This window comes from Gardnerella sp. DNF01205, assembly GCF_049244135.1.
GTDB lineage: Bacteria > Actinomycetota > Actinomycetes > Actinomycetales > Bifidobacteriaceae > Bifidobacterium > Bifidobacterium leopoldii.
In genome coordinates, this window is record NZ_CP058378.1 from 721,111 (window position 1) to 741,860 (window position 20,750).

Annotated in this window: 14 protein-coding genes; 9 read left to right on the plus strand and 5 right to left on the minus strand. The window is 39.5% G+C overall.

What is annotated here, in order from left to right:
- The first annotated feature begins 210 nt into the window (after positions 1-210).
- A complete protein-coding gene (locus HXT47_RS03170; RefSeq protein ID WP_004107155.1) occupies positions 211-2,418 on the plus strand; it encodes a DEAD/DEAH box helicase in 2,208 nt (735 codons plus the stop codon).
- 11 nt (positions 2,419-2,429) lie between these two features.
- Here the strand turns inward: HXT47_RS03170 and HXT47_RS03175 are convergent, their stop codons facing one another.
- Positions 2,430-2,873 (minus strand): toxin-antitoxin system HicB family antitoxin, encoded by a 444-nt coding sequence (locus HXT47_RS03175; RefSeq protein WP_004119931.1) that lies wholly within the window; start codon positions 2,871-2,873, stop codon positions 2,430-2,432.
- Positions 2,874-3,026: 153 nt separating this feature from the next.
- Between HXT47_RS03175 and HXT47_RS03180 the strand changes: the two genes are divergently transcribed.
- From HXT47_RS03180 to HXT47_RS03200, 5 genes are all read left to right on the plus strand, one after another.
- On the plus strand, positions 3,027-3,764 hold the full coding sequence (locus HXT47_RS03180; RefSeq protein WP_174164079.1) for a hypothetical protein: 738 nt from the start codon (positions 3,027-3,029) through the stop codon (positions 3,762-3,764).
- The gene (locus HXT47_RS03185) at positions 3,754-6,357 is read left to right on the plus strand and encodes an HAD-IC family P-type ATPase (protein ID WP_421789356.1); all 2,604 of its coding nucleotides are present in this window, start codon (positions 3,754-3,756) and stop codon (positions 6,355-6,357) included. Before HXT47_RS03180 ends, HXT47_RS03185 begins: the two co-directional genes overlap by 11 nt.
- Before the next feature lie 85 nt (positions 6,358-6,442).
- On the plus strand, positions 6,443-7,975 hold the full coding sequence (locus HXT47_RS03190) for an L-serine ammonia-lyase (protein ID WP_421789390.1): 1,533 nt from the start codon (positions 6,443-6,445) through the stop codon (positions 7,973-7,975).
- Positions 7,976-8,255: 280 nt separating this feature from the next.
- On the plus strand, positions 8,256-8,663 hold the full coding sequence (locus HXT47_RS03195) for an FKBP-type peptidyl-prolyl cis-trans isomerase (protein WP_004107148.1): 408 nt from the start codon (positions 8,256-8,258) through the stop codon (positions 8,661-8,663).
- A gap of 71 nt (positions 8,664-8,734) precedes the next feature.
- A complete protein-coding gene (locus tag HXT47_RS03200) occupies positions 8,735-9,214 on the plus strand; it encodes a GreA/GreB family elongation factor (RefSeq protein ID WP_004107146.1) in 480 nt (159 codons plus the stop codon).
- A 228-nt stretch (positions 9,215-9,442) separates the two neighbouring features.
- On the opposite strand, the gene lexA is transcribed toward HXT47_RS03200, so the two are convergent.
- Positions 9,443-10,117, minus strand: a complete 675-nt coding sequence (lexA, locus tag HXT47_RS03205) for a transcriptional repressor LexA (protein ID WP_100066613.1) — start codon at positions 10,115-10,117, stop codon at positions 9,443-9,445.
- A gap of 217 nt (positions 10,118-10,334) precedes the next feature.
- Here lexA and HXT47_RS03210 point away from each other — a divergent pair, with 217 nt between their 5' ends.
- Positions 10,335-10,712, plus strand: a complete 378-nt coding sequence (locus tag HXT47_RS03210; RefSeq protein ID WP_421789358.1) for a LysM peptidoglycan-binding domain-containing protein — start codon at positions 10,335-10,337, stop codon at positions 10,710-10,712.
- 231 nt (positions 10,713-10,943) lie between these two features.
- The gene (gene nrdR / locus HXT47_RS03215; RefSeq protein ID WP_004119918.1) at positions 10,944-11,399 is read left to right on the plus strand and encodes a transcriptional regulator NrdR; all 456 of its coding nucleotides are present in this window, start codon (positions 10,944-10,946) and stop codon (positions 11,397-11,399) included.
- Positions 11,400-11,460: 61 nt separating this feature from the next.
- Here nrdR and HXT47_RS03220 read toward each other — a convergent pair whose 3' ends face one another.
- Complete coding sequence (locus tag HXT47_RS03220) at positions 11,461-13,737, minus strand: HelD family protein (protein ID WP_004119900.1); 2,277 nt, start codon at positions 13,735-13,737, stop codon at positions 11,461-11,463.
- 112 nt (positions 13,738-13,849) lie between these two features.
- Entirely contained in the window at positions 13,850-14,776 is a 927-nt protein-coding gene (locus HXT47_RS03225; protein ID WP_004119897.1) for a hypothetical protein, read from the minus strand.
- A gap of 250 nt (positions 14,777-15,026) precedes the next feature.
- Between HXT47_RS03225 and HXT47_RS03230 the strand changes: the two genes are divergently transcribed.
- Positions 15,027-16,484, plus strand: coding sequence for an MFS transporter (locus tag HXT47_RS03230; protein WP_004107137.1), 1,458 nt, complete (start codon positions 15,027-15,029; stop codon positions 16,482-16,484).
- Between the two features lie 142 nt (positions 16,485-16,626).
- Here HXT47_RS03230 and hrpA read toward each other — a convergent pair whose 3' ends face one another.
- On the minus strand, positions 16,627-20,712 hold the full coding sequence (gene hrpA, locus HXT47_RS03235) for an ATP-dependent RNA helicase HrpA (RefSeq protein WP_421789360.1): 4,086 nt from the start codon (positions 20,710-20,712) through the stop codon (positions 16,627-16,629).
- Positions 20,713-20,750 lie beyond the last annotated feature (38 nt).

Here is a 20,750-nt window from a genome sequence, read left to right on the forward strand (position 1 = left end):
TCTTTTCGCGAACATGAATTACATAGTAGAATCCTGAAGTTTGTATACAGTTTATATACAGTGACATTCACATATGTACAGTTTTTTGTGATGCGTTTTAATGTTTTGATAAAGTGAGAGTTATATGAAGGGGTATTGAAGTTGTGCTGCAAGTAATTGCGGATGATTGCTAGTAGAATAAGTTAAAATTCTGCAGATTTAAGGAGAAACATGAGAAGAGAATTTTCGTTTTCAGATGCTAGGAATCTGATAAGGCTGCATAAAAATTTGCAATACAATCTTGTTTCTTTAAATAATAAACAAGATGAGGCTAGGGTGCTTCTTGAGCATGTTGCACAAAAATATATATCTAATCAAGCTATCAGAATGGCAAAAAATGTTTCGATTGTAGAAGTTAATCGTGAGAAAAAAGGTATAAGAGTATCAATTCTTAAGAATGCTGGTTTTAATAATTTTGCTGATGTATTTAAAGCATCAGTGTATGAATTATCGGCTATTAGAGGTATTAGCGAGAATGGTGCAATTGAAATAAAAAGAGTTGTCGATGAAACTGTAGAAGAATTAAAAAAGAGAGTTAAACTGAAGCTTAGTTTAAGCAATAAAAGCAAGGATGTAGAAGATATCATTCGCTTTGCTTTTCTTTATAGGTATACTAATCAGTTTACGAAGGTTAGTAATAATTTAGCTGATAAGTATTTTCCAGTTATAGAGTCAGCTGTCGAACAAGCTAAACCAGCAAAAGGGTTTTTGAGATGGGCTTTTGCGTCAGATGAAAATAGACAGCGCGCAATTGAAGCTTGTAGGTTGCTTAGTGATATATTAACTGGTGAGTATGGTCAACAAGCTCATCAGTCTGTAGAAAATTTAGATAAGATACGCAATTTTAGCTGTGATCCGTGGGATGAATTACGGAAGAATCCGATTCAATGTGCGAATGTTATTGAAGATCTTGTTCCGGGGCTATTGGGAAGTGTTGACGATTTTTATGGTTTACCTGAAGGGCTTGCTGGCGAAGTTAAGAAACAGCCTATATTGTCAGATGGTTTATCATGTCAGCTTAGACGATACCAACAATTGGGTGTGAAATATATCCTTCACCAAAAAAGAGTGTTGCTTGGTGATGAAATGGGACTTGGTAAAACTGTTCAAGCTATTGCTTCAATGGTTTCTTTAAGAAATGAAGGTGGTACTCACTTCATTGTTATATGTCCTGCAAGCATTATTGTGAATTGGTGCAAGGAAATTAAAAGATTTAGTAATTTAAGAGTAGTTAAGGTGCATGGTTCTCAAAGAGATAGAGAATTTGCGTTACAAGATTGGATGAGTAATGGTGGTGTTGCTGTTACAACTTATGAAATGACATCATATTTTAACCTACCAGATAATTTTGAATTCTCAATGATTACTGTAGATGAAGCTCACTATATAAAAAATCCAGAAACAAAACGCTATCAGAATACAAAATTAATTCTTAATCATGCTAACAATATTCTTTTTATGACAGGCACTGCTCTTGAAAATAAAGTTAGTGAAATGGTGAAACTTATAAAATTATTGCAACCGGATATTGCTGCCGAAATTGTTGGTACCAGAAGTTTCGTTCTTTCAGATCTTTTTAAAGAGAAAATAGCTCCTGTTTATTACCGTAGAAAACGAGAAGATGTTTTATTTGAACTTCCTGAGTTAATTGAGAATAAATCTTGGTGTCAGCTTAATGCAGAAGAAGAATCTGAATACGAAAAAGCTTTGATGAGTGGTAATTTCCATGCTATTAGGCGAGTTTCGTGGAATGTTGATGATATGCGTAACTCAAGTAAGGCAAAACTATTAAAAGAAATAGTTGAAGAAGCAGAACTAGAGGAGAGAAAAGTACTTATTTTTTCTTTCTATTTGGATACTTTGCATAAAGTAGTTGATGCGTTCTCAAACAAGTGCATTGGTTTGATAAATGGTTCAGTTTCACCAGAAAAAAGAATAAAGATTATTGAAGAATTTGATAATGCACCAGCTGGAAGTGTGTTGGTGTCTCAAATCATGTCTGGTGGTACCGGTCTTAATATTCAATCCGCCAGTGTGGTAGTTATATGTGAGCCACAGCTTAAGCCCTCTACTGAGAATCAAGCAATTTCCAGAGCATATCGTATGGGTCAATCTAGGGATGTGATTGTCTATCATCTTTTAGCTGAAAAAACTATTGATGAAGGAATTACAAAAGTCCTTGAAAATAAACAGGAAATCTTTAATAGATTTGCTGATGAATCTGTTGCGGCTCAAAAAGTTGAAATTGATGAGAAAACATTAGGAAAACTCGTTGATGATGAAGTTAATCGTATTAGTAAGAGCAAAGATAATGTAAAAAATGTTTCCGAAGAAATCGAAAGTAAGGTCGAAAATAATACTAAGAATGAATTAGTATAAGTATTTATTTTCTACGCTCGCTCAAGCACGCGTTCAATAGCGTTATTTTGCGAAAGAAGATACACGCAATACTGGTTCATGCTTATGCCTTCGGCTTGAGATTGCTCAGCCAACTGCCTGTGTAATTCTTTAGGAAGACGTAACTTGAATTGTCCGGAATAGTCATTTAATTCAGTGCGAGACGGCTCTTTTATGTTGATTTTGCTTTCAAGTGCTGCTTCAATCCAAGCGTGCTTAGCGTCTTGCGCATTTGCTGCTGCTTCTTGTTCGGAGTCTCCTGAACTTATGCATCCGGGCAAATCAGGGTAGTAGGACACAAATCCACCTTCATCCGGATCTTTCACAATTTCCAGCTTATACGGTAGTGACATGTAGTAGCTGAGTGTTTTATTTGTTAGTGTTTTGGCGTTGTTTTTATGAGTGATATTTTTGCTAGCTTTATTTGTTTTAGTCATATTTGATTTCATATTATGCTGATTTTTAAAAGTTTTATAAAAGTATAAGTGGTGTTATATGTGGTGTCAATGTGTTAATGTATTACAATTTGTAGAATTGCATGAAATACCCCAAAACCACCACTTATGTTGAAGGTGTGGTATAAAAGTCTTATGTTTTCTAAACGAGCTATTACCATTTTTGCGACTACTGTCGTAACTGCTTTAGCGCTGGGTGCGTTGAGTGCTTGCGAGCCGCAGGGTAAAGCTGTGGGGAATACTGGTCGCGTTGGAGACATAATTCACGACGGTGTGGATATTGACGATATTCATCTACTTGTAATTGGTTCAAAATTAGCTGCGCTTGATGACGAAGTTATGAAGCATTGTAAAACGTCAAAATTGAGTGCCTCTTATGTGCCGCTATCCAATGTTGCTAATCCTAACGAAGCTGCTCAGCAAGCTATTCGCGCTGCAAGCGAGCAGCCTGTTTCATTAATACTTATAGACGCGCTCGACGTAACAGGCGTTGACGACCTGCATAATGCTAATAATCAACCTAATATAAAAGAGAATAACAAGCTTAATAACAGCACTCGCAATAAACAAAACGAAAGCAAAGCATGGATTTCTGCGCTGCAATACGCGCGTTATGCTGGAGTGCCAGTTGCGTTAATAAATCCTGTAAAAGCGCCAAAAGACGCAACTTTATACGCCGCTACTTTGTATTTTGATGGCGATGGAAGTGAAATCGGCAAAAATATTCATGAATCTGATTTATCAAAAAATAGCGAATCTTTAAACAATAAAAGCAAGAAATCAAAATTTGAGCGTTCGTCTTTGCTAAGCATTGTTCGAGCAATAATTGACAATACGCCACACAGCAGGGAAGTGATTATAAATGACAAGTAATAAACAAAATGCAATAGCGTCTACAGAAAACGCTAATAATAAAGCTATTGCGGCGCTTCCTAAAGTAGAAGTTGATGGATTGAGTGACGAAGAGGTTGCAGAGGCTGTTTCTCGCGGAGACGTGAATATTACTTCTAAGCAGACTTCTCGTTCTTTAATGGATATTGTGCGCGCGAACGTGTTTACATTGTTTAACGCGATTATTTTCACAGCAATGGTTGTCGTGCTTGCAACTGGTTCGTGGAAGGATGCTGTTTTTGGTGTAGTAATTCTGGTAAACACTGGAATTGGCATTGTGACTGAATTAAAAGCAAAGCGCACTTTGGATAGGCTTTCTATATTGATTGCCGCTCGCGCAATGGTGCGTAGAGGCGGAGAAAATATTGAGATTGCGCACAAAGATATTGTGCTTGGGGATGTTTTGTGGCTCAGAGCCGGCGAGCAGGTTCCAGCAGACGTAGAAGTGCTGGAATCGTGGGGATTGGAAATGGACGAGTCCATGCTCACAGGCGAATCTGCTACAGTTCGAAAAGCCCAAGGTGACGACGTTTATTCCGGATCTACTGCAGTTTCTGGAATGGCTTTAACGCGTGTTACTGCCGTAGGTGAGCACAGTTATGCTGCAAAATTGGCTGCGCAAGCGAAGGTTTATACCAAAACAATTTCCGACTTAAGTCGTGGAATTAATACGATTTTGAAGTATATGACGATGGTTGTGGTGCCTTTGTGTGTGCTGCTTGTGTGGTCGCAAATGCACAAGGTTGGCGGATTTGTTGAAGCTTGGCAGACTGGTGCTTGGAGGGGAGCTGTTGTCTCTGCTGTTGCAGGCGTTGTTGGCATGATTCCAGAAGGATTGGTTCTTCTTACTTCGCTTAATTTTGCGGTGGCTGCTATGCGACTTGCGCGTAAGCAAACGTTAGTTCAGGAGTTGGAATCTGTAGAAACTTTAGCGCGCGTAGACTGCTTGAACCTAGACAAAACTGGCACTATAACCGATGGTGGTATTGCATTCGTTGGTGTAGAAAATCTAGATAATAGTAGTGTAAAAATATCTTTACAGACCAGCTTGCAAACTAATCAAGCTTTATTTGATTTATCCAATGAAGAAAATCCTAACGCAACAGGCGTTGCAATTATGCAAGGGCTTGATGCTCAAGGAGTTGCAGCTAGCGCGCATGTATCTAATCGTCTTCCATTCTCGTCTGCTAGAAAATGGAGCGCTGTGCAATATGTGCAAAGTAGTGGAGAGCGTGCAACTTGGTATATGGGTGCTCCGGAAGTGTTGCTAAGTGCGATTAATTATGCAAATTCTAATGAACTTTTAGCGAAAGTTAATTCTTATGCTGAGCAAGGCGAGCGCGTGCTGCTTCTTGCAAAAGTAAGTAGCGTTGAAAGTAACGAGGTAAATAGCGTAACAGAAACAGATAAAACTTTTGGCAATTCTCCTACTATTTGTGCAAATGCTCAGCCTGTTGCTTTAGTTCGCTGCTCTGAGCGTATTCGTGAAGACGCTCGTAAAACTCTTTCATGGTTCCGTGAGCAGGGTGTGCGGTGCCGCGTAATTTCAGGAGATAATCCTAGAACTGTTGCGGCTGTTGCTGCAAAAGTTGGCTTAACAGGAGATCGCAAGCCTGTTGCAATGGACGCTAGAAAACTGCCAGAAGATATTAACGAATTGGCTAAAGTGCTTGAAAATGTGGATGTGCTTGGACGTGTGCTTCCTCATCAAAAGAAAGCGATTGTTCAGGCGCTTCACACTCAAGGTCATGTGGTCGCTATGACTGGTGACGGCGTGAACGATACTTTGGCTCTTAAAGAAGCTGATTTGGGCGTTGCTATGGGCAATGCTGCTCCTGCTGCAAAAGCTGTAGCTCAAGTGGTTCTTGTCGATTCACGATTCTCGCATTTGCCTGATGTTGTTGCTCGCGGTAGACAAGTGATGGCAAATATGGAACGTGTGGCTGGCTTGTTCCTTGTAAAAACTGTTTATTCTGCGCTTATTTCTGCAGGAGTTGTGCTTCTAGCGTTGCACTTCCCGTATTTGCCTCGTCACATTACTTATATTGGTTCTTTAACTATTGGTATTCCAGCATTTTTGCTCGCTCTGGCGCCTAATACTCGTCGATATATTCCAGGATTCTTGAAGCGAGTTGTTCGTTTTGCTGTTCCTAGCGGATTTGCTATAGCTGCTTCTGTGCTCGCTACTGCTGTTATAGCTCCGCGAGTTTTGGGATTAAATCTTGACGATGTTGTTGCAAATAATTTGATAGCATCTCGTTTTATTGTTTCAAACGTGCAAGCTTTGGCAACTACTCGCAGTATTTGTTCCGTAATCGTATTTGTTCTCGGCATACTCGTGCTTGCAAGCGTCGCCAAGCCTTTGTGCTCGTGGAGAGGAATTATGGTTGCGCTATTTGCTGCAGCTGGAGTTGCTGGAGCTTTTATACCGTTTACTGCAAAGTTCTTCGAAATTCACGTGCCGACTGCAGGAAGTGCGTTTACGGTAATGCTTATAGCTGTTGTGTTAGCTGTAATCTTATGGTTTGCGTGTGTGAGTTTAGCAAACTTGTTATCTAAACAAAGTAAGAAGTGAACAATCTAACATATTTCTCATGTAATTAGTGTGTCGACGTGAGCTTAATAATGCTTACAATAGATACGTGTTTAGTATTTTAGAGATGTTTTCAGTTGGAGTTGGTCCTAGTTCTTCACATACAGTAGGTCCTATGCGAGCTGCATGCTCGTTTGTTTCATCGCTTAAAAAAAGTGGTAGTCTTGCAAACGTTGCGCATGTAAGTGTGACTCTTTACGGATCGTTGTCTTTGACAGGTCTTGGTCATGGTACTGATCGTGCTTGCGTTGCAGGTCTTGAAGGAAATCTTCCAGATAATGTAGACACTGATCATATGCTTACTATTCGTCAGGAATGCAAAAAAACTGGCACTTTAACGCTCGCAGGTGAACATACTATTGCTTTTGATTACGATAAGGACGTAATTTTTGAAAAATGGATGCGAATGGTTGTTCATCCTAATGGAATGCGTTTTGTTGCAACTGATTCTGACGGAAATAAAATCGATGAGCAAGTTTGGTATTCAATTGGCGGCGGATTTATTCGTCAAGGGTGTGCAGATGATGCAATGGTTGGCTTGCATGAGCGTGTTACTGAGCAGGATGAAAATAATGCCAATAAGAATGGTGTAAGCGAGAATAATAGCGAAAGTAATAACGAGAATAATAGCGAAAGTAATAACGGAAATAGTAGCGATAATGCTGCAAACTCCTCAAATCAAACAAAAGATTCCACTGTACCTTATCCTTTTACTTCATGCGACGAGCTTATAAATATTTGCCGAGAAAAGCATATGTCAATAAGCGATGTTGTGTGGCAAAACGAGCTTGCATTGCATGAAGGTGATGCCGACTACGTGCGCAACTATTTGCTGCATGTTTGGAAAGTTATGAGTAAATGTGTAGAAAACGGATGCAACTCAAAGCAACCGATTTTGCCAGGGGGTCTTGATGTGCCTCGTAGAGCTCCTCACATGTATGAGCGCTTAGCTGCAAATTCAGACATGCTTCGCAACAATCGTCGTCGTTCGGATGCTGCTTTAGAAAGTTCAGACTCTGCGTGGGTTAATCTTTTTGCGCTCGCTGTTAGTGAAGAGAATGCTGGTGGTGGGCGTATTGTTACTGCTCCAACGAATGGTTCTGCAGGAATTATTCCTGCAGTATTGCAGTATTATTGGCGATTTGTTGATTCTGCTGATGAAGATGGAGTTGTGCGATTCTTGCTTGCTGCAGGTGCTGTTGGTTACTTATTTAAGCGAAATGCTTCAATTTCTGGAGCTGAAGTTGGTTGCCAAGGAGAGGTTGGTTCTGCCTGTTCAATGGCTGCTGCAGGATTGTGCGAAGTGTTGGGAGGAACCCCGGAACAGGTTGAAAATGCTGCAGAAATCGGTATAGAACACCATTTGGGATTAACTTGCGATCCTGTAGGCGGTTTGGTACAAATTCCTTGTATTGAACGCAATGCTATGGCTGCAAATACTGCAATTAATGCCGTTCGAATGGCAATGCTTGGAGATGGCTCGCACATGGTAAGCCTTGACAAAGCGATTAAGACTATGAAAGAAACTGGTCATGACATGATGTCTAAATATCGCGAAACCTCAAAAGGTGGGCTAGCTGTAAACGTTGTTGAGTGCTAATTTGCTAATATTTTTGCATTAATTCGCTAATGTTTTGAGATTAATTTTTGCTAAGTTATACACAATGCGTATATTTCATGTACATACGTAACGTTTCAGTGCTAATCTAGGACAGGTTAATCTAGGAAGTGTTAGTCTAAACTGCATTTATTCGAATGTGCATTTACTTAAATGTACTATTTAAAATGCGCTGCTTTAGTAATGCAGGATGGTTAAAAGCTGTCTGTGTAGATGTTATACTGTTCAGATTATACTGTTTGGAGTTTGTAAAGGAGGAAATATGGCACAAGATATGCCAGAAGTGATTGCAGAATTTGGCACTACGCCAACGGTGACGTTCCCTGAATCTGAACCGCCAGCAGGTCTTAAAGTTGTTGAATTAGTTGAAGGTAATGGTCCTGTAGTTCGTGCCGGTGACACTGTAACTGTGAATTATCATGGAGTGGTTTGGGGCAGCGACAAGCCATTTGATTCAAGCTTTGCTCGTCATACTCCAGCTAGTTTTGGTATTGGTGTCGGTCAAGTGATTCAGGGCTGGGATCGCACTGTTCCAGGTCATAATGTTGGATCTCGTTTGTTGATTTCTATCCCTCCAGAGTATGGTTATGGCTCTCGTGGCATACCGCAAGCCGGTATTGGTGGCGGAGACACTTTGGTATTTGTTGTTGATATTATTTCAACTCGTTGATAGAAGAGCGTGAATTTTATTTGCGCGCGAATAGTTTTTATTTTTAGAGATTGTTGGATAAGGAGGTAGCAATGGCTGAAGAAAAAACTATTTTACTTACGCAGGAAGCGTATGACAAGCTAAAAGAAGAGTTAGCGCATCGTGAAGGTGAGTATCGAGAAGAAATCACTGAGCGTATTGCTGCAGCTCGTGCTGAAGGCGATTTGTCTGAAAATGGTGGTTATCAGGCTGCTCGCGAGGAGCAAGGAAAGAATGAAGGTCGCATTAATGAGCTTATTGTGAAGCTTCGTAATGCGAAGATTCTTGAAGCTCCGAAGGATGGCACTGTTGGCAATGGTTCTTTGGTTACTCTTGAGCTAGCAGGTCGAGAAATGACTTATGTTCTTGGTTCTCGCGATATTGCTGTAGCTACAGATTATGACGTTATTAGCCCGGAATCTCCAATTGGAGCGGCTATTATGGGTGCTCATACTGGTGATACTGTTAGCTATGCGGCTCCAAATGGACGTGAAATTTCAGTGACAATTAAGGATTCACATCCACTTGCGTAAGTAAGTATTAATCTCCCCACCTAGTTCGTTTGTGAATAGGTGGGGAGATTTTTTTAGGGTTTGGGTTTTAAGTTTTAGGGTTTTAAGTTTCAAGTTTTGCGTTTTGCATTTTATAACTTGTTTTTTATGGTTTGCAATTTATGTTCTCTGCTGCTTTAGCTCTATGAGCTAATGACAACTTACAACTTATTGTGTTAAATTCTATTGTTTGTTCAGTAGTTATATTTGTTAGATTTTTCGCAATACTGTAACAACTTTTCCCATAATAGTTGCGTGTGATCCGTCAATAGGAGAGTACGCCGGATTATGTGGAATAAGCCATACGTGACCATGGTCATTTCTGAAAGTTTTAACAGTTGCTTCGTTATCTAGCAGTGCTGCAACAATGTCTCCATTTACAGCCTCATGCTGCTCTCTAACTACTACATAATCGCCATCGCAAATAGCGGCGTCAATCATCGAATCGCCGTGTACTTCAAGCATAAAAAGATTTCCTGTACCTGTAAGACGTTCTGGCAATCGCATTACATCTTCAATATGCTGTTCTGCTGTTATTGGAGCTCCTGCTGCGATTCTTCCCACTAGAGGAACATCTCTAGAATTTATAACAGAATCAGATTCGTATGCGCTAATATTGGCAACTCTTGAAGAATTTTTATTAATTTTGTTATTTGAATTGTTTTCAACAATTGAATTATCAAGAATTTCAATAGCGCGACCTTTATTTGCATTAATTCGCAAAATCCCTTTATCTTCAAGTGTTCGCAATTGATGTTTCACAGAAGATGGGCTTCTAAGTCCAACTGCTTCTCCGATTTCGCGGAAAGAAGGAGGGAATCCATGAATTTTTATATTGTTTTGGATGGCATTGATAATATTGCGTTGGCGGTCAGTAAGTGACATTGCGTTAATATCGCTAGCATTAATGCCGTTGTTATCATTATTTGTGCCATCGTTATTCATGGTGCTCCTTTCGCTTTTACTATTTTAACGCACTTTCTTAGAAAAATCAAACATCTGTTCGACACGCCGTTGCAACTATCGAACAAATGTGTCATTATTAATACACCTGTTCGATAGAACAAATGTTCAGTCGATTAAGGAAGGAGAAAGGACAGTTATGAGTACATCATTAATTAGAAATGGCAGGGAAGCTAGAGTAGGTATACAAGAAAATACTTATTTGATTCGTAAACGCTGCGTTTCTAATAAGCATGCGCGCAAAACTAGAGTTTTTCGTGTAGCTGTACTTTTGATGACAGCAATAACATTCTGTACATTGTTTATGCCAAAGACTGCTGTTTCTGCGATACCTGAAAGAGTTGTTACATATACAGTTCGTCCTGGAGATACGTTATGGAATTATGCTGCTACTATTACTCCTAAAAACGGTGATATATCAGATAATGTAGAGCGTTTAATGGCTTTAAATCATCTTTCTTCTGAAGATTTGGTAATCGGACAGTCTATTAATGTTCCATTAAATGATGCTCAATAGTTGATTGAGTGCAAATAGTATGAAATTGGGGGAATATGAGAAGGGAAAATATTACTATATTTGAAATTGAAACTGATGAGATAAGTTTTACTGAAAATGATGATGTAATATTCAGTGTGTTTTATGGAGTATTTCGGATTATGGACAATAAAATCGTATAATATTCGGAAATATTTGAATAAAGTGAATAATATTATGTAGTTTTTCGCTATTTTTTAGTATGCTGAATATATGCATTGTCCTTTTTGTAAAAATTCTGATACGAAAGTTATAGATACTCGTATCAGCGAAGATGGTTACTCTATTCGCCGTAGACGTGAATGCCAAGTTTGTGGTAATCGATTTACTACAGTAGAAACAACTCAGTTGCTTGTAATGAAGCGTTCAGGCTCTATTGAACCTTTTGATCGAGCAAAAGTTGTTGCCGGTGTTAGCAAAGCATGTCAAGGACGCCCTATTAATGCTGAGGCATTAAAGACGATTGGTATGCGAGTAGAAGCTGATTTGCGAGCACGAGGTTTAGCGCAAGTTACATCTGAAGAAGTTGGCAAAGCTATTCTTAAGCCATTGCGTGAATTAGATGAAGTTGCATATCTTCGTTTTGCAAGTGTGTACCAAAACTTCACGGGTCTTGAAGATTTTGAACATGCCATTGAAGATTTGAAGCGCAGTAAAACAGAAGAATAATAATTTTATCGATTATTGTTACAGAATATCTATTCCCTGCGCTTTTGCATTATTTTGAGTTCTATTTCTCAAAATTTGCGTCATCTTTAGTGCGTATTATATGCAATTTTTGAGTTGGCCTAGTCATTGCAACATATAGATTGGCTGCAGCAGCTAGTCTAGATGCTGCTTCCTGTTCAATTTGAGAAGGTTGCAACACTATGACAGCGTCATATTCAAGACCTTTTACTTCCTCAGCTGTGCAAACGCTGCATTGGCAATCATCGGCATTTTGTTTGTTTAACTGATTCCATAATTTTTCAGGTAATGCATGTTCTAATGCTTGGTTTACAACCTTTTTAGCATGGCTAACCATGCTGTTAGGAGTAATGATTGCAATACGACCACTACCATCATCAGAGACAAATTTTTCGAATAGTTTTGTACAAGATTCTGCAAGTGCAGTATCGAGTTCATCTTGTGATTCAACCGTTTGTGATACAAGTGAATCAGGTACTGAGCGAACTGCATGAACAGTAGAAATGTATAATCCTGAATCTGTTGCAACCTTGCTTGCTGCTTCAGAAACTTCACTAGGATTTCGATAATTAATTGTTAACTCGTAAAGATCCCAATTTGGTTCTCCAAATAGAGAATTCATATTCTTCTGCCATCTGTGAGTTCCTCCGAGCGCAGAAGTCTGTGCAACATCGCCAACAATAGTAAAGGAGCGTGAAGGACAACGACGAATAAGCATTCTCCAATCCATTGCTGTGAGCTCTTGAGCTTCATCGACAACTACGTGACCATATGTCCACTCGCGGTCAGAAGCTGCTTTACGGGCAAGCATTCCTGCATCGTCGCCTTGCAGATTATCAAGAAGCATATCGGCGGTTACTATGCCATTTCCAATACCAGCTTGTGCTAGAGTGTCAGCTGCAAATTGCTGTTCTTCAAGTTTTTTTGCTTGTGCTGCAGATCTTTGAGCGTCAAGTTTTGGATCAGGACCAAGCAATTCCATAGCTTCATCAAGTAATGGAATATCAGAACGAGTAAGCGGGCTGCCTTTTGGTCTAGTAAGTGAGTTGATATCTTCGTTGCTTAACCAAGGTGCGTATGTGCGTAATTTGTCAGGTTTAGCAAAAAGTTGGTCAATAAGCCATTCTCCAGTCATAGGTAACCATGCAAGATTTAAAGTAATGCGCAGTTTATCGTCAAGACGAAGTTGAGAAGTTATATCGTTTAATTCAACTTGATCTGGAACATAATCAAGCTTTTCCAAATAACGATTTTTCAATATGCTGAGCACAGTTTTTATAAAAGTATTTCGCGCCTGGTTATGCGGCTGGTGAGTCCGTTGAGCATCTGATTGAGCTATCTCAATATCTTCTTTTAGAAGAGGAATACTAAATCCTCCAACATGAATTGTTGGAAGATTTTTAGGAACGCGAATACGAGCGGCAATTGCATTCGCAATAACTGTTCGCATACGATACATTCCTTTTAATTTTGCTGCGTATGGAGAATCTTCAGCTGTAGCACAAATTCCAGGAATTAAGTCGGAAATAGTTCTACTTACTACACCTGTTTCACCAAGAGAAGGGAGTACTTGATCAATATAACGCAAGAATGCCGAACTTGGACCAACAATAAGAACTCCTGAACGCTCAAGTTTGCGCCTGTGAGTGTATAACAAATAGGCTGCTCTGTGCAAAGCAACAGCTGTTTTTCCTGTGCCAGGACCTCCCTGTACAACAATAGTGTGATCAAGAGGAGCGCGAATAATTCGATCTTGTTCTGCTTGAATAGTGGCAACAATATCAGTCATTTTGCCGGTTCTGCGAGAACCTAAAGATGCGAGCAGTGCTCCTTCGCCAGTAAGAGTACCTTGTTGTGAAGCTTTTCCTATTTCATCAGAATGTATGTCAAGTACTTCATCTTCAACACCAATAACGTCTCTGAAACGGAGTGTAATATGACGACGCATAACAATATCGCCATGATGCGAAGGGGTTGCCTCATAAAAAGGTCGTGCAGCTTCAGCGCGCCAATCTGTAAGAATAGGATCATGGTTTTCGCTAAGCAAACCAATGCGACCAATGTATCGCCTAATGCCTTCTGTGTTATCAAGCCTTCCAAAAACAAGACGATCCTCAACAGCTCGTAATTGTGTAAGACGATCTTCGTACATGGTTGCGAATGAGTCGCGCTCTGTGCGCTGTGTTGGTGAACCGTGCGAACCTGACGCGCGCACAGCGTCTAAGCGTGCGCGAATAGTATTACGCAAATCGTCTAGACGGCTATAAGCTCGGTCAACAGCTTGTTGTTCTTCACCAAGTTGTGAGGAATAGGTAGACATACGCATCCATTCTTCGTAAAATACCGCAACCAATTGTGCCAAAAATTAGGCATTTAAGTATATCTCGACGCTTATACACCAAAATTGTATTTCTATGTTGATCTAACGAATATTATTTGCGAGGATCTCCGAACCATGCAGAGTAAATCAATGAAAAATTGCGATTTCCATATGCTGAGCACGAATTTCCTTCGCCGTATCCAGCTTTTAACGATTCTATATTTGGCTGATAAGGAGTATAGATATAAAGCAATGCAGTAGCCTTATTTTCGATATAAACATTGCTAGATCCGCATGATTTATTTGGCGAATATTGAATTGTGTTAATCGTGTTAGGGTGGTAGTTATATTGATCGTTATGAAGAAGATAATATCTATATCTTCTTGCGGAACCAATTACTTGTTTAAAGAATCCTGCAAAACGTGGGTTGCAATGAGAATCATCTGGACAATCTAATCCCATAGCTGATTTGTATTGGAAATCGCTAGGATCAGTGTCTGTTACAAGATGTTGTTCTTTTTGCAGCATTGTAAGTAATACTTGTTGACTGATATGACATGCTTTTGCTGATTTGTATATTATGTCTGCAGAAGATTCTTTGCTTACACCTTGATACTTTGAACATAGTGAATCGGCAGGAATAGTGTGAGTATTAAAGTACGCATTTTTTAAGCAATTTTTACCAGTGCATTTTGCTCCTTTTTTGCGTATAAAATTGCGTACTTCATCTTTACTCATTGCGTTATCGTCAAAAAATTGAGAATCAGAAATAATATTGCCTGGATTAAAATCAAAGCGTGACACAAGTTGTTCTTGTTTGTTGCGAAGATCAGAAACAGTCTGTTCCCAACGTATCCACTGAACAACAGGAATGATAATAGCAATGCCTATGACAGCAATAATAATGTTTCGTAAAATTTTATTGGAGTAAAACTTATGCTTTAAAGAACTGTTGTTTTTATTGTGATGAGCACCACTATTATGTTCACTATTTAGGTTGACATGAATAGAATCATGTTTCTTTCTTCTCTGCACCATGTTTCCTCCTACTTAGCTTGTTACATTATAAGTGATATGCGAATCATTTTATTATTGTGATTATTTTTTAAAATTGTTCCCAATTTTTATTGTTGATTGTAACTATCAAACTGTAGAATTATCCGATTGAGTAGCTACGCGCGAAGAATTTGTTGCGATTAACTTTAGATTGTTAGGGCAGATTGATTTATTTGCAGTAGTTTTCTGCACAAATGTTGGAATTATTAGGATGTGGCAGGAGAGTAAGATAATGATGATTGGAACTAAACGAATTGATTGTTCTTCTATGGATCCTTATGATGACCCAGAAATGCGCAATAAGGTTGCTGTTCGTGCGTTAATACTACTGCTTATTACATTTATTATTAGCACGTTGTGCTTGCAAGGTTTCAACCTTGTTTATAAACAAGTTGGTATAGATGTGAAAGCTGTTGATCAAGCGCCTCTTATAACAGGTTTACCTGGCATTATTTTAGGAATCGTATGCTTTATTTACGGTTCTTTAGGCGACTTTGTGTCATTAAAAAAGCTAGTAACCATTGGATTAACATCTTTGTTTATAGGCTCAGTTTTTGGATTTGTAGCTAATTCTTGTTTTGAGCCAAATTTGTGGACAGTTATTGCTGCTCGTATTATGCAAACAACTGGTGAACAAGTAGCAGGTTCATCATTCTTAGTAATTGCAACAAAATATTTGCGAAATGATTTGAAAGTTATCTTCTTCGGATTATTTACAGCATCGTACCAGCTTTCTGCATGTATTGGAGTGTTTTCAGCAGGATTGTTAAGCTCTATTGCTTGGCAATATTTATTCTTAATTCCAGCATTAACTATTCTAATATTGCCGGCATTATTGCATTATTTACCAACAAAAAACGGCAATGGTAAAAAAATTGATGTTGTTGGTTTTACAGTCTTTGGATTTGCTGTTGCATCTCTTACATTGTTCATTTCATACAGAAACTTGTTGATGCTTATTTCAGCAATTATATTGTTTATAATTTTTGGTATTTACATTAGTAAAGCTAAAGAGCCATTCGTTACGCCAGCTTTCTTCAAGAATATTCGTTGGCTTTCTGGCATAATTTTGATGGGCATAATATACTTCACGAATTATTGCATAAGTCCACTGTTCAATAGAGTTGGAAAAACTTTGTATAATATGACTACTTCACAAGTAGCTTCTTATTTAGTTTGGGCTTTTATTGTTGCTGCAATATTCGGTTCATGCTCAGGCTTAATAATTAGTCGTATAGGAAGAAAAACAGGTTTATTATTAGCAATATTGTTTATACTTTGCGGATGGATTGGTATTGCAGTATTAATAAATTCTGGATTCTTGGCTATAGCTTTGTGTGCATGCATTTATTATGCAGGTTGTGGAATGGTGTATTCTCCACTGGCCTCAACAATTCTTTCATCTCTTCCAGTTGAAGAATCTGGCAGAGGGTGCGGAATGAATGATTTAGCTATTAGTGTTTCTGCGTCTGTTGGTGTAGTAATTTTTGACGGAATATTAGATAAAAACATGTTGAGTGGGGATTCTATAACCGGTGCTTCTGGTATTTCGTCTGGATTTGCAAACATATCTCTTATGTGTGCTGCTGTTGCATTATTAGGAATTATCGTATTTACATTCAGAAACTTTATCACTAAAGAAAGCAATGCAATCGAAGTAGACGAAGATCAAGAACAAGACCAAAAATAATAGTGAAAGCAAAAGCAATAGAATTATAATTGGCAATAACTTAGCAACTGTGCAAATAAAGTTTGTTTGCAACGTTATGAGCAATATTGTTTACAACATTGCAAGCGCTAAGAAAAATATATGCATATATGCGAAACAGTTTTCACCTTCCGTCAATCATCTTTCGCATGCGTTGTATGCTAATCGGATATGCAGTTCCCAATTCTTGCGCCCAAAGAGACACATAGAATTCTTCGCACATCCAACGTAATTTCTCAGCGATCATTTGCGACTCGTCATGAGCGGGTCCCGCTGGGATTTTCTGAGTGTCTTCTTGAGTTTTTATTACAAGCTTATGTGCTTCATCTGCTTGCCAAGCCCAACGTACGTCACGGTTTTTATCTGCTTTAGCTTTAGTAAGACGAATCACGTCTGCATGCAAGTAGCGTTCAATACGAGGTAGAGAATCAGATGGAGTTTTGGCAATAAATCCTTCGTATACAAGACTTGCAGTGTGTTCTCGGATTGATTGCAACACTGAAAGCAACGGTAAATCAGCCTTGCCGGAAACAGCTTTACTTGATTCTGCTTGACGCTTCAATATTGCGATCACATCGTGTGCAACAGCATAAACAGTGTCTTCATATACTTCAGATACGTTTGCAACAGTTTCGCGTAATAAATTGTCGTCAGTAATATTATCCGTGTTCGCAATTAGTCGTTTTACTGCAGCCATTTGCAAGTCTTCTGCTAAAGCATTAGAAGTTGAATAAGGTGCAGCTGCGAGCATTAAAGCTTCAGAACCAAGCCAGCGAGAAGTAATACGCTTATTGTCTAAATGCAGCATATTCAATGCGCTTTGCCAAACCATTTGTGCGCGTGAAAGGTTTGTAGCACCAGATTTGTGTAATAAATCTGCTCGTTCAATTACATGACCAGCTTGTGCTGCTTTATTTGCTTTGATATTTACAACTTCTCGTGCAGATTCTTGTGCTTCTTTCGCAAAACGCTGTTGCAATGCAATTAATGATTTGTCTGTTCCAAGAAGAGTAGGTTTTACGTGATTAGAGTACTTGTTGCGACCTGCAAGTTTATTGCGACTTTCGTTAGCTTTTCTCTCTTCAACACTAAACGTCATGCGCAAGTATGGCGAAAGTCTGCTTATTTGCTCGTCATCGAAAACTTCAGGATGTATTTGCGCGCCAACTACACAAATTGCAGCTTTAGTGAAAACTTCTCTAAAATCTTGCCATTCGCTTTTTATATTGCTTTCTGTTTCTCCAGTCCCAGGAAGCTCGTCGTAATGTTCGTCAATCCAAGCGCGAATTTTTTGAGCAGTGTCAGGAGCTGGAACAAACTGTACTCGTAGAGCTTTAGGCAAAGATTTAATCATGCCAATAATAAGCTCATCAAGCAAACCTGGAACATTCCAAGTAAATTCTTCAGGAGTTAAACGCGAAAGTACGTAAAGCGGCACATGCACTGTTACGCCGTCCAAAGGATTAGCCGGATCATACACATAACTTAAACGCAACCTTATAATCTGACCGTCTGTACCAACTGTATTCCAATGGTCAGGATAATCAGCTAAATCAGTGCTTTGCGTAGTTTGTAAACGTTCAACTTCATCGGGATTAAAGTCTAACTTGTGCGGATCTTCTTCGCGGTTATCTTTCCACCATTTTGCAAGAGCTGCAATAGTAGTTGCTTCTTGAGGAATGTGAGTGTCGTAAAAAGTAAATAAATCTTCGTCGTTTACAGTTTCGCTTATTTGGCGAGTGCGATTTGCTTGATTATCTGCATCTTCAAGCACATTGTGATTATTTAAAATAAACTCATCGTGTGCAAAACGCTGTTGCACATCTGCCTCAACTAAGCCTTGACGAATCATAATCATTCGAGCTTCGTAAGGATTAACTCTAGCCCATTGAACTGTGCGATCTTGAACAATAGGCAATCCGTATAGTAATACCTTAGATTTTGCTACAGCAGCACCTTTAGAAGCGCTCCAATGAGCGTCTGAATACGTGATTCTAGTAAGATTTTTAGCAAGAGGCTCAGCCCAAGCAGGATCGATTTGTGCGCAATATCTTGCCCAAAGTCTAGATGTTTCAACTAATTGCGTACACATAACCCATGAAGGAGTTGTTTTAGAAACAGATGAAGCCGGGAATATTGCGAATCTTCCTCCGCGCGCGCCTTGATAGTCGTTTTTAGCCATTTTTTGAGCGCGTTTCATAGCGCGAATTTTTGCTGATCCATGCAAATTAGCAAAATCTGAAGCTTTCGGTTCACGCACTACTTGCATTCCCAACATAGAAAGTAATCCTGCAAGCATCGACGAGTGTATTCCTTGCGAATCCCAAGAGCAGCACAAGCTATGAGCAGCCTGCTGATTATTAGGAAGTTGACGAATTTCCAAAGATGGCCTTTTAGATGGAATAGGCTCGCCAACTTTATAATGTAATTCTTTACACAAGTCTTGAAGTTGATTAACTAAATCTTTCCACTGTTTTAAACGCAAAAAGTGGAAGAATTCCGCTTTGCAAAGTTTGCGAAGAGCATTATTGCTCATATTTCCGTCTGCTTGGAAAATATAATCCCAAATATTTAAAGCAGTTAAGAAATCGCTTGTTTCATCGGCATAACGATTATGAAGTTTATCTGCTTCTTCACGCTGTTCTTCAGGGCGCTCGCGAGGATCTTGCAAACTCAAAAACGCAACAATTACCAGCACAGCAGCAAGAGTATTCGGAGTGGTTTTACGAGCTGCTTCAACAATCATGCGTCCTAAACGAATGTCAATAGGCAATTTCGAAAGCTCGCGTCCAATATGAGTTAAAGTAATGAAACCTGATTTTCTGCTTATTGCGCCAAGCTCGTTAAGCTCATTAAAGCCGTCGCTTACTGCTTTCATATCAGGAGGGTCAATAAAACCGAAATTCGTAATATCTTCGCCAGTTTTAGCAACGCCTACTGAAAGCATGTGTAATACTACTGCTCCAAGCGAAGTGCGCAGAATCTCAGGATCGGTAAAACGAGGTCGAGTTTCGTAATCTTCGCGCGAGTAAAGTCTAATAGCAATTCCGTCCGCGATTCGTCCGCATCGTCCAGAACGCTGATCTGCGCTCGCTTGAGAAATCGGCTCTATAGGAAGCCTTTGCACTTTTGCAGACTTAGAATATCTGCTAATTCTCGCAAAACCAGGATCGACAACGTATCGAATCCCAGGAACAGTAAGCGAAGTTTCAGCAACGTTCGTAGCAATAACAATGCGTTGATGAGAGTGATGTTCAAATACGCGATGCTGATCTTTTGCAGAAAGACGCGCAAAAAGCGGCACTATTTCAATAGCATCCGCTCGTTTCATATCACTTGCTCGAGTGCCAAAATATGAGCGTAATCCTGCTTCAAACTCTCGAATATCGCGCTCGCCGGAAGCGAAAACCATAATGTCGCGCGCGCCTTGCTCGTGGCTTGAATGAATAACTAATTGAGCGCATGCGCGAGTTACTGCAGATGTCATATCTTCATCTGTAATATCGTCTCGATTGCTTTCGTTAGATTGGCTTTCTGCGACAGTTTCCTCATCCATTGTTATGTCTGCAAAGCCGGGGACATGTCGCATAAGTGAAGGCGCGGAGCCAAGTGGCTCATAAAGCACTCGAACAGGGTACGTGCGTCCAGAAACTTCAATAACAGGAACTTTTATGCGTAAAGCTTGTTCGAAATGTTCACGGAATTTTGCAGAATCTATTGTTGCCGAAGTAATAATCAGCTTCAAATCGCGTCTTTGCGGAAGTAAAGTTGTTAAATACCCTAGCAAAAAGTCAATGTTAAGACTGCGTTCGTGAGCTTCGTCAATAATAATCGTGTCGTATTTAGTAAGAAGAGGATCTCGCTGAATTTGCGCAAGTAAAATACCGTCAGTAACAATTCGAAGCTTTGTTTTAGGTGAACTTTCGTCGGTAAATCGCACTTGGTAGCCGATTTCTTCACCCAGTTTTACTTCCATTTCGCTTGCGATTCGCTCAGCAACAGTGCGTGCAGCTAAACGGCGAGGCTGAGTGTGTACGATTTGCTTACCTCTTCCGCCTCTTCCAAGTTCAAGCGCCATTTTTGGGATTTGCGTAGTTTTGCCGGAGCCGGTTTGTCCGGAAACAATCACGACTTGTGAAGACTTAATTGCTTCTATTATTTCGTCGTGTGCTGCGCAAATAGGAAGCTCAACAGGGTAGTCGAATTTCATAGTGTATATTTCTTTTCGTAAATTTTTTACTTTTTTGG

Coding starts and splice junctions, on each gene's coding strand:
- hrpA (WP_421789360.1), bottom strand. CDS start 20,712: ATGAAATTCGACTACCCTGTTGAGCTTCCTATTTGCGCAGCACACGAC.
- HXT47_RS03185 (WP_421789356.1), top strand. CDS start 3,754: ATGACAAGTAATAAACAAAATGCAATAGCGTCTACAGAAAACGCTAAT.
- lexA (WP_100066613.1), bottom strand. CDS start 10,117: ATGTCACTTACTGACCGCCAACGCAATATTATCAATGCCATCCAAAAC.
- HXT47_RS03210 (WP_421789358.1), top strand. CDS start 10,335: ATGAGTACATCATTAATTAGAAATGGCAGGGAAGCTAGAGTAGGTATA.
- HXT47_RS03190 (WP_421789390.1), top strand. CDS start 6,443: ATGTTTTCAGTTGGAGTTGGTCCTAGTTCTTCACATACAGTAGGTCCT.
- HXT47_RS03170 (WP_004107155.1), top strand. CDS start 211: ATGAGAAGAGAATTTTCGTTTTCAGATGCTAGGAATCTGATAAGGCTG.
- HXT47_RS03230 (WP_004107137.1), top strand. CDS start 15,027: ATGATGATTGGAACTAAACGAATTGATTGTTCTTCTATGGATCCTTAT.
- HXT47_RS03200 (WP_004107146.1), top strand. CDS start 8,735: ATGGCTGAAGAAAAAACTATTTTACTTACGCAGGAAGCGTATGACAAG.
- nrdR (WP_004119918.1), top strand. CDS start 10,944: ATGCATTGTCCTTTTTGTAAAAATTCTGATACGAAAGTTATAGATACT.
- HXT47_RS03225 (WP_004119897.1), bottom strand. CDS start 14,776: ATGGTGCAGAGAAGAAAGAAACATGATTCTATTCATGTCAACCTAAAT.
- HXT47_RS03220 (WP_004119900.1), bottom strand. CDS start 13,737: ATGTCTACCTATTCCTCACAACTTGGTGAAGAACAACAAGCTGTTGAC.
- HXT47_RS03180 (WP_174164079.1), top strand. CDS start 3,027: ATGTTTTCTAAACGAGCTATTACCATTTTTGCGACTACTGTCGTAACT.
- HXT47_RS03175 (WP_004119931.1), bottom strand. CDS start 2,873: ATGACTAAAACAAATAAAGCTAGCAAAAATATCACTCATAAAAACAAC.
- HXT47_RS03195 (WP_004107148.1), top strand. CDS start 8,256: ATGGCACAAGATATGCCAGAAGTGATTGCAGAATTTGGCACTACGCCA.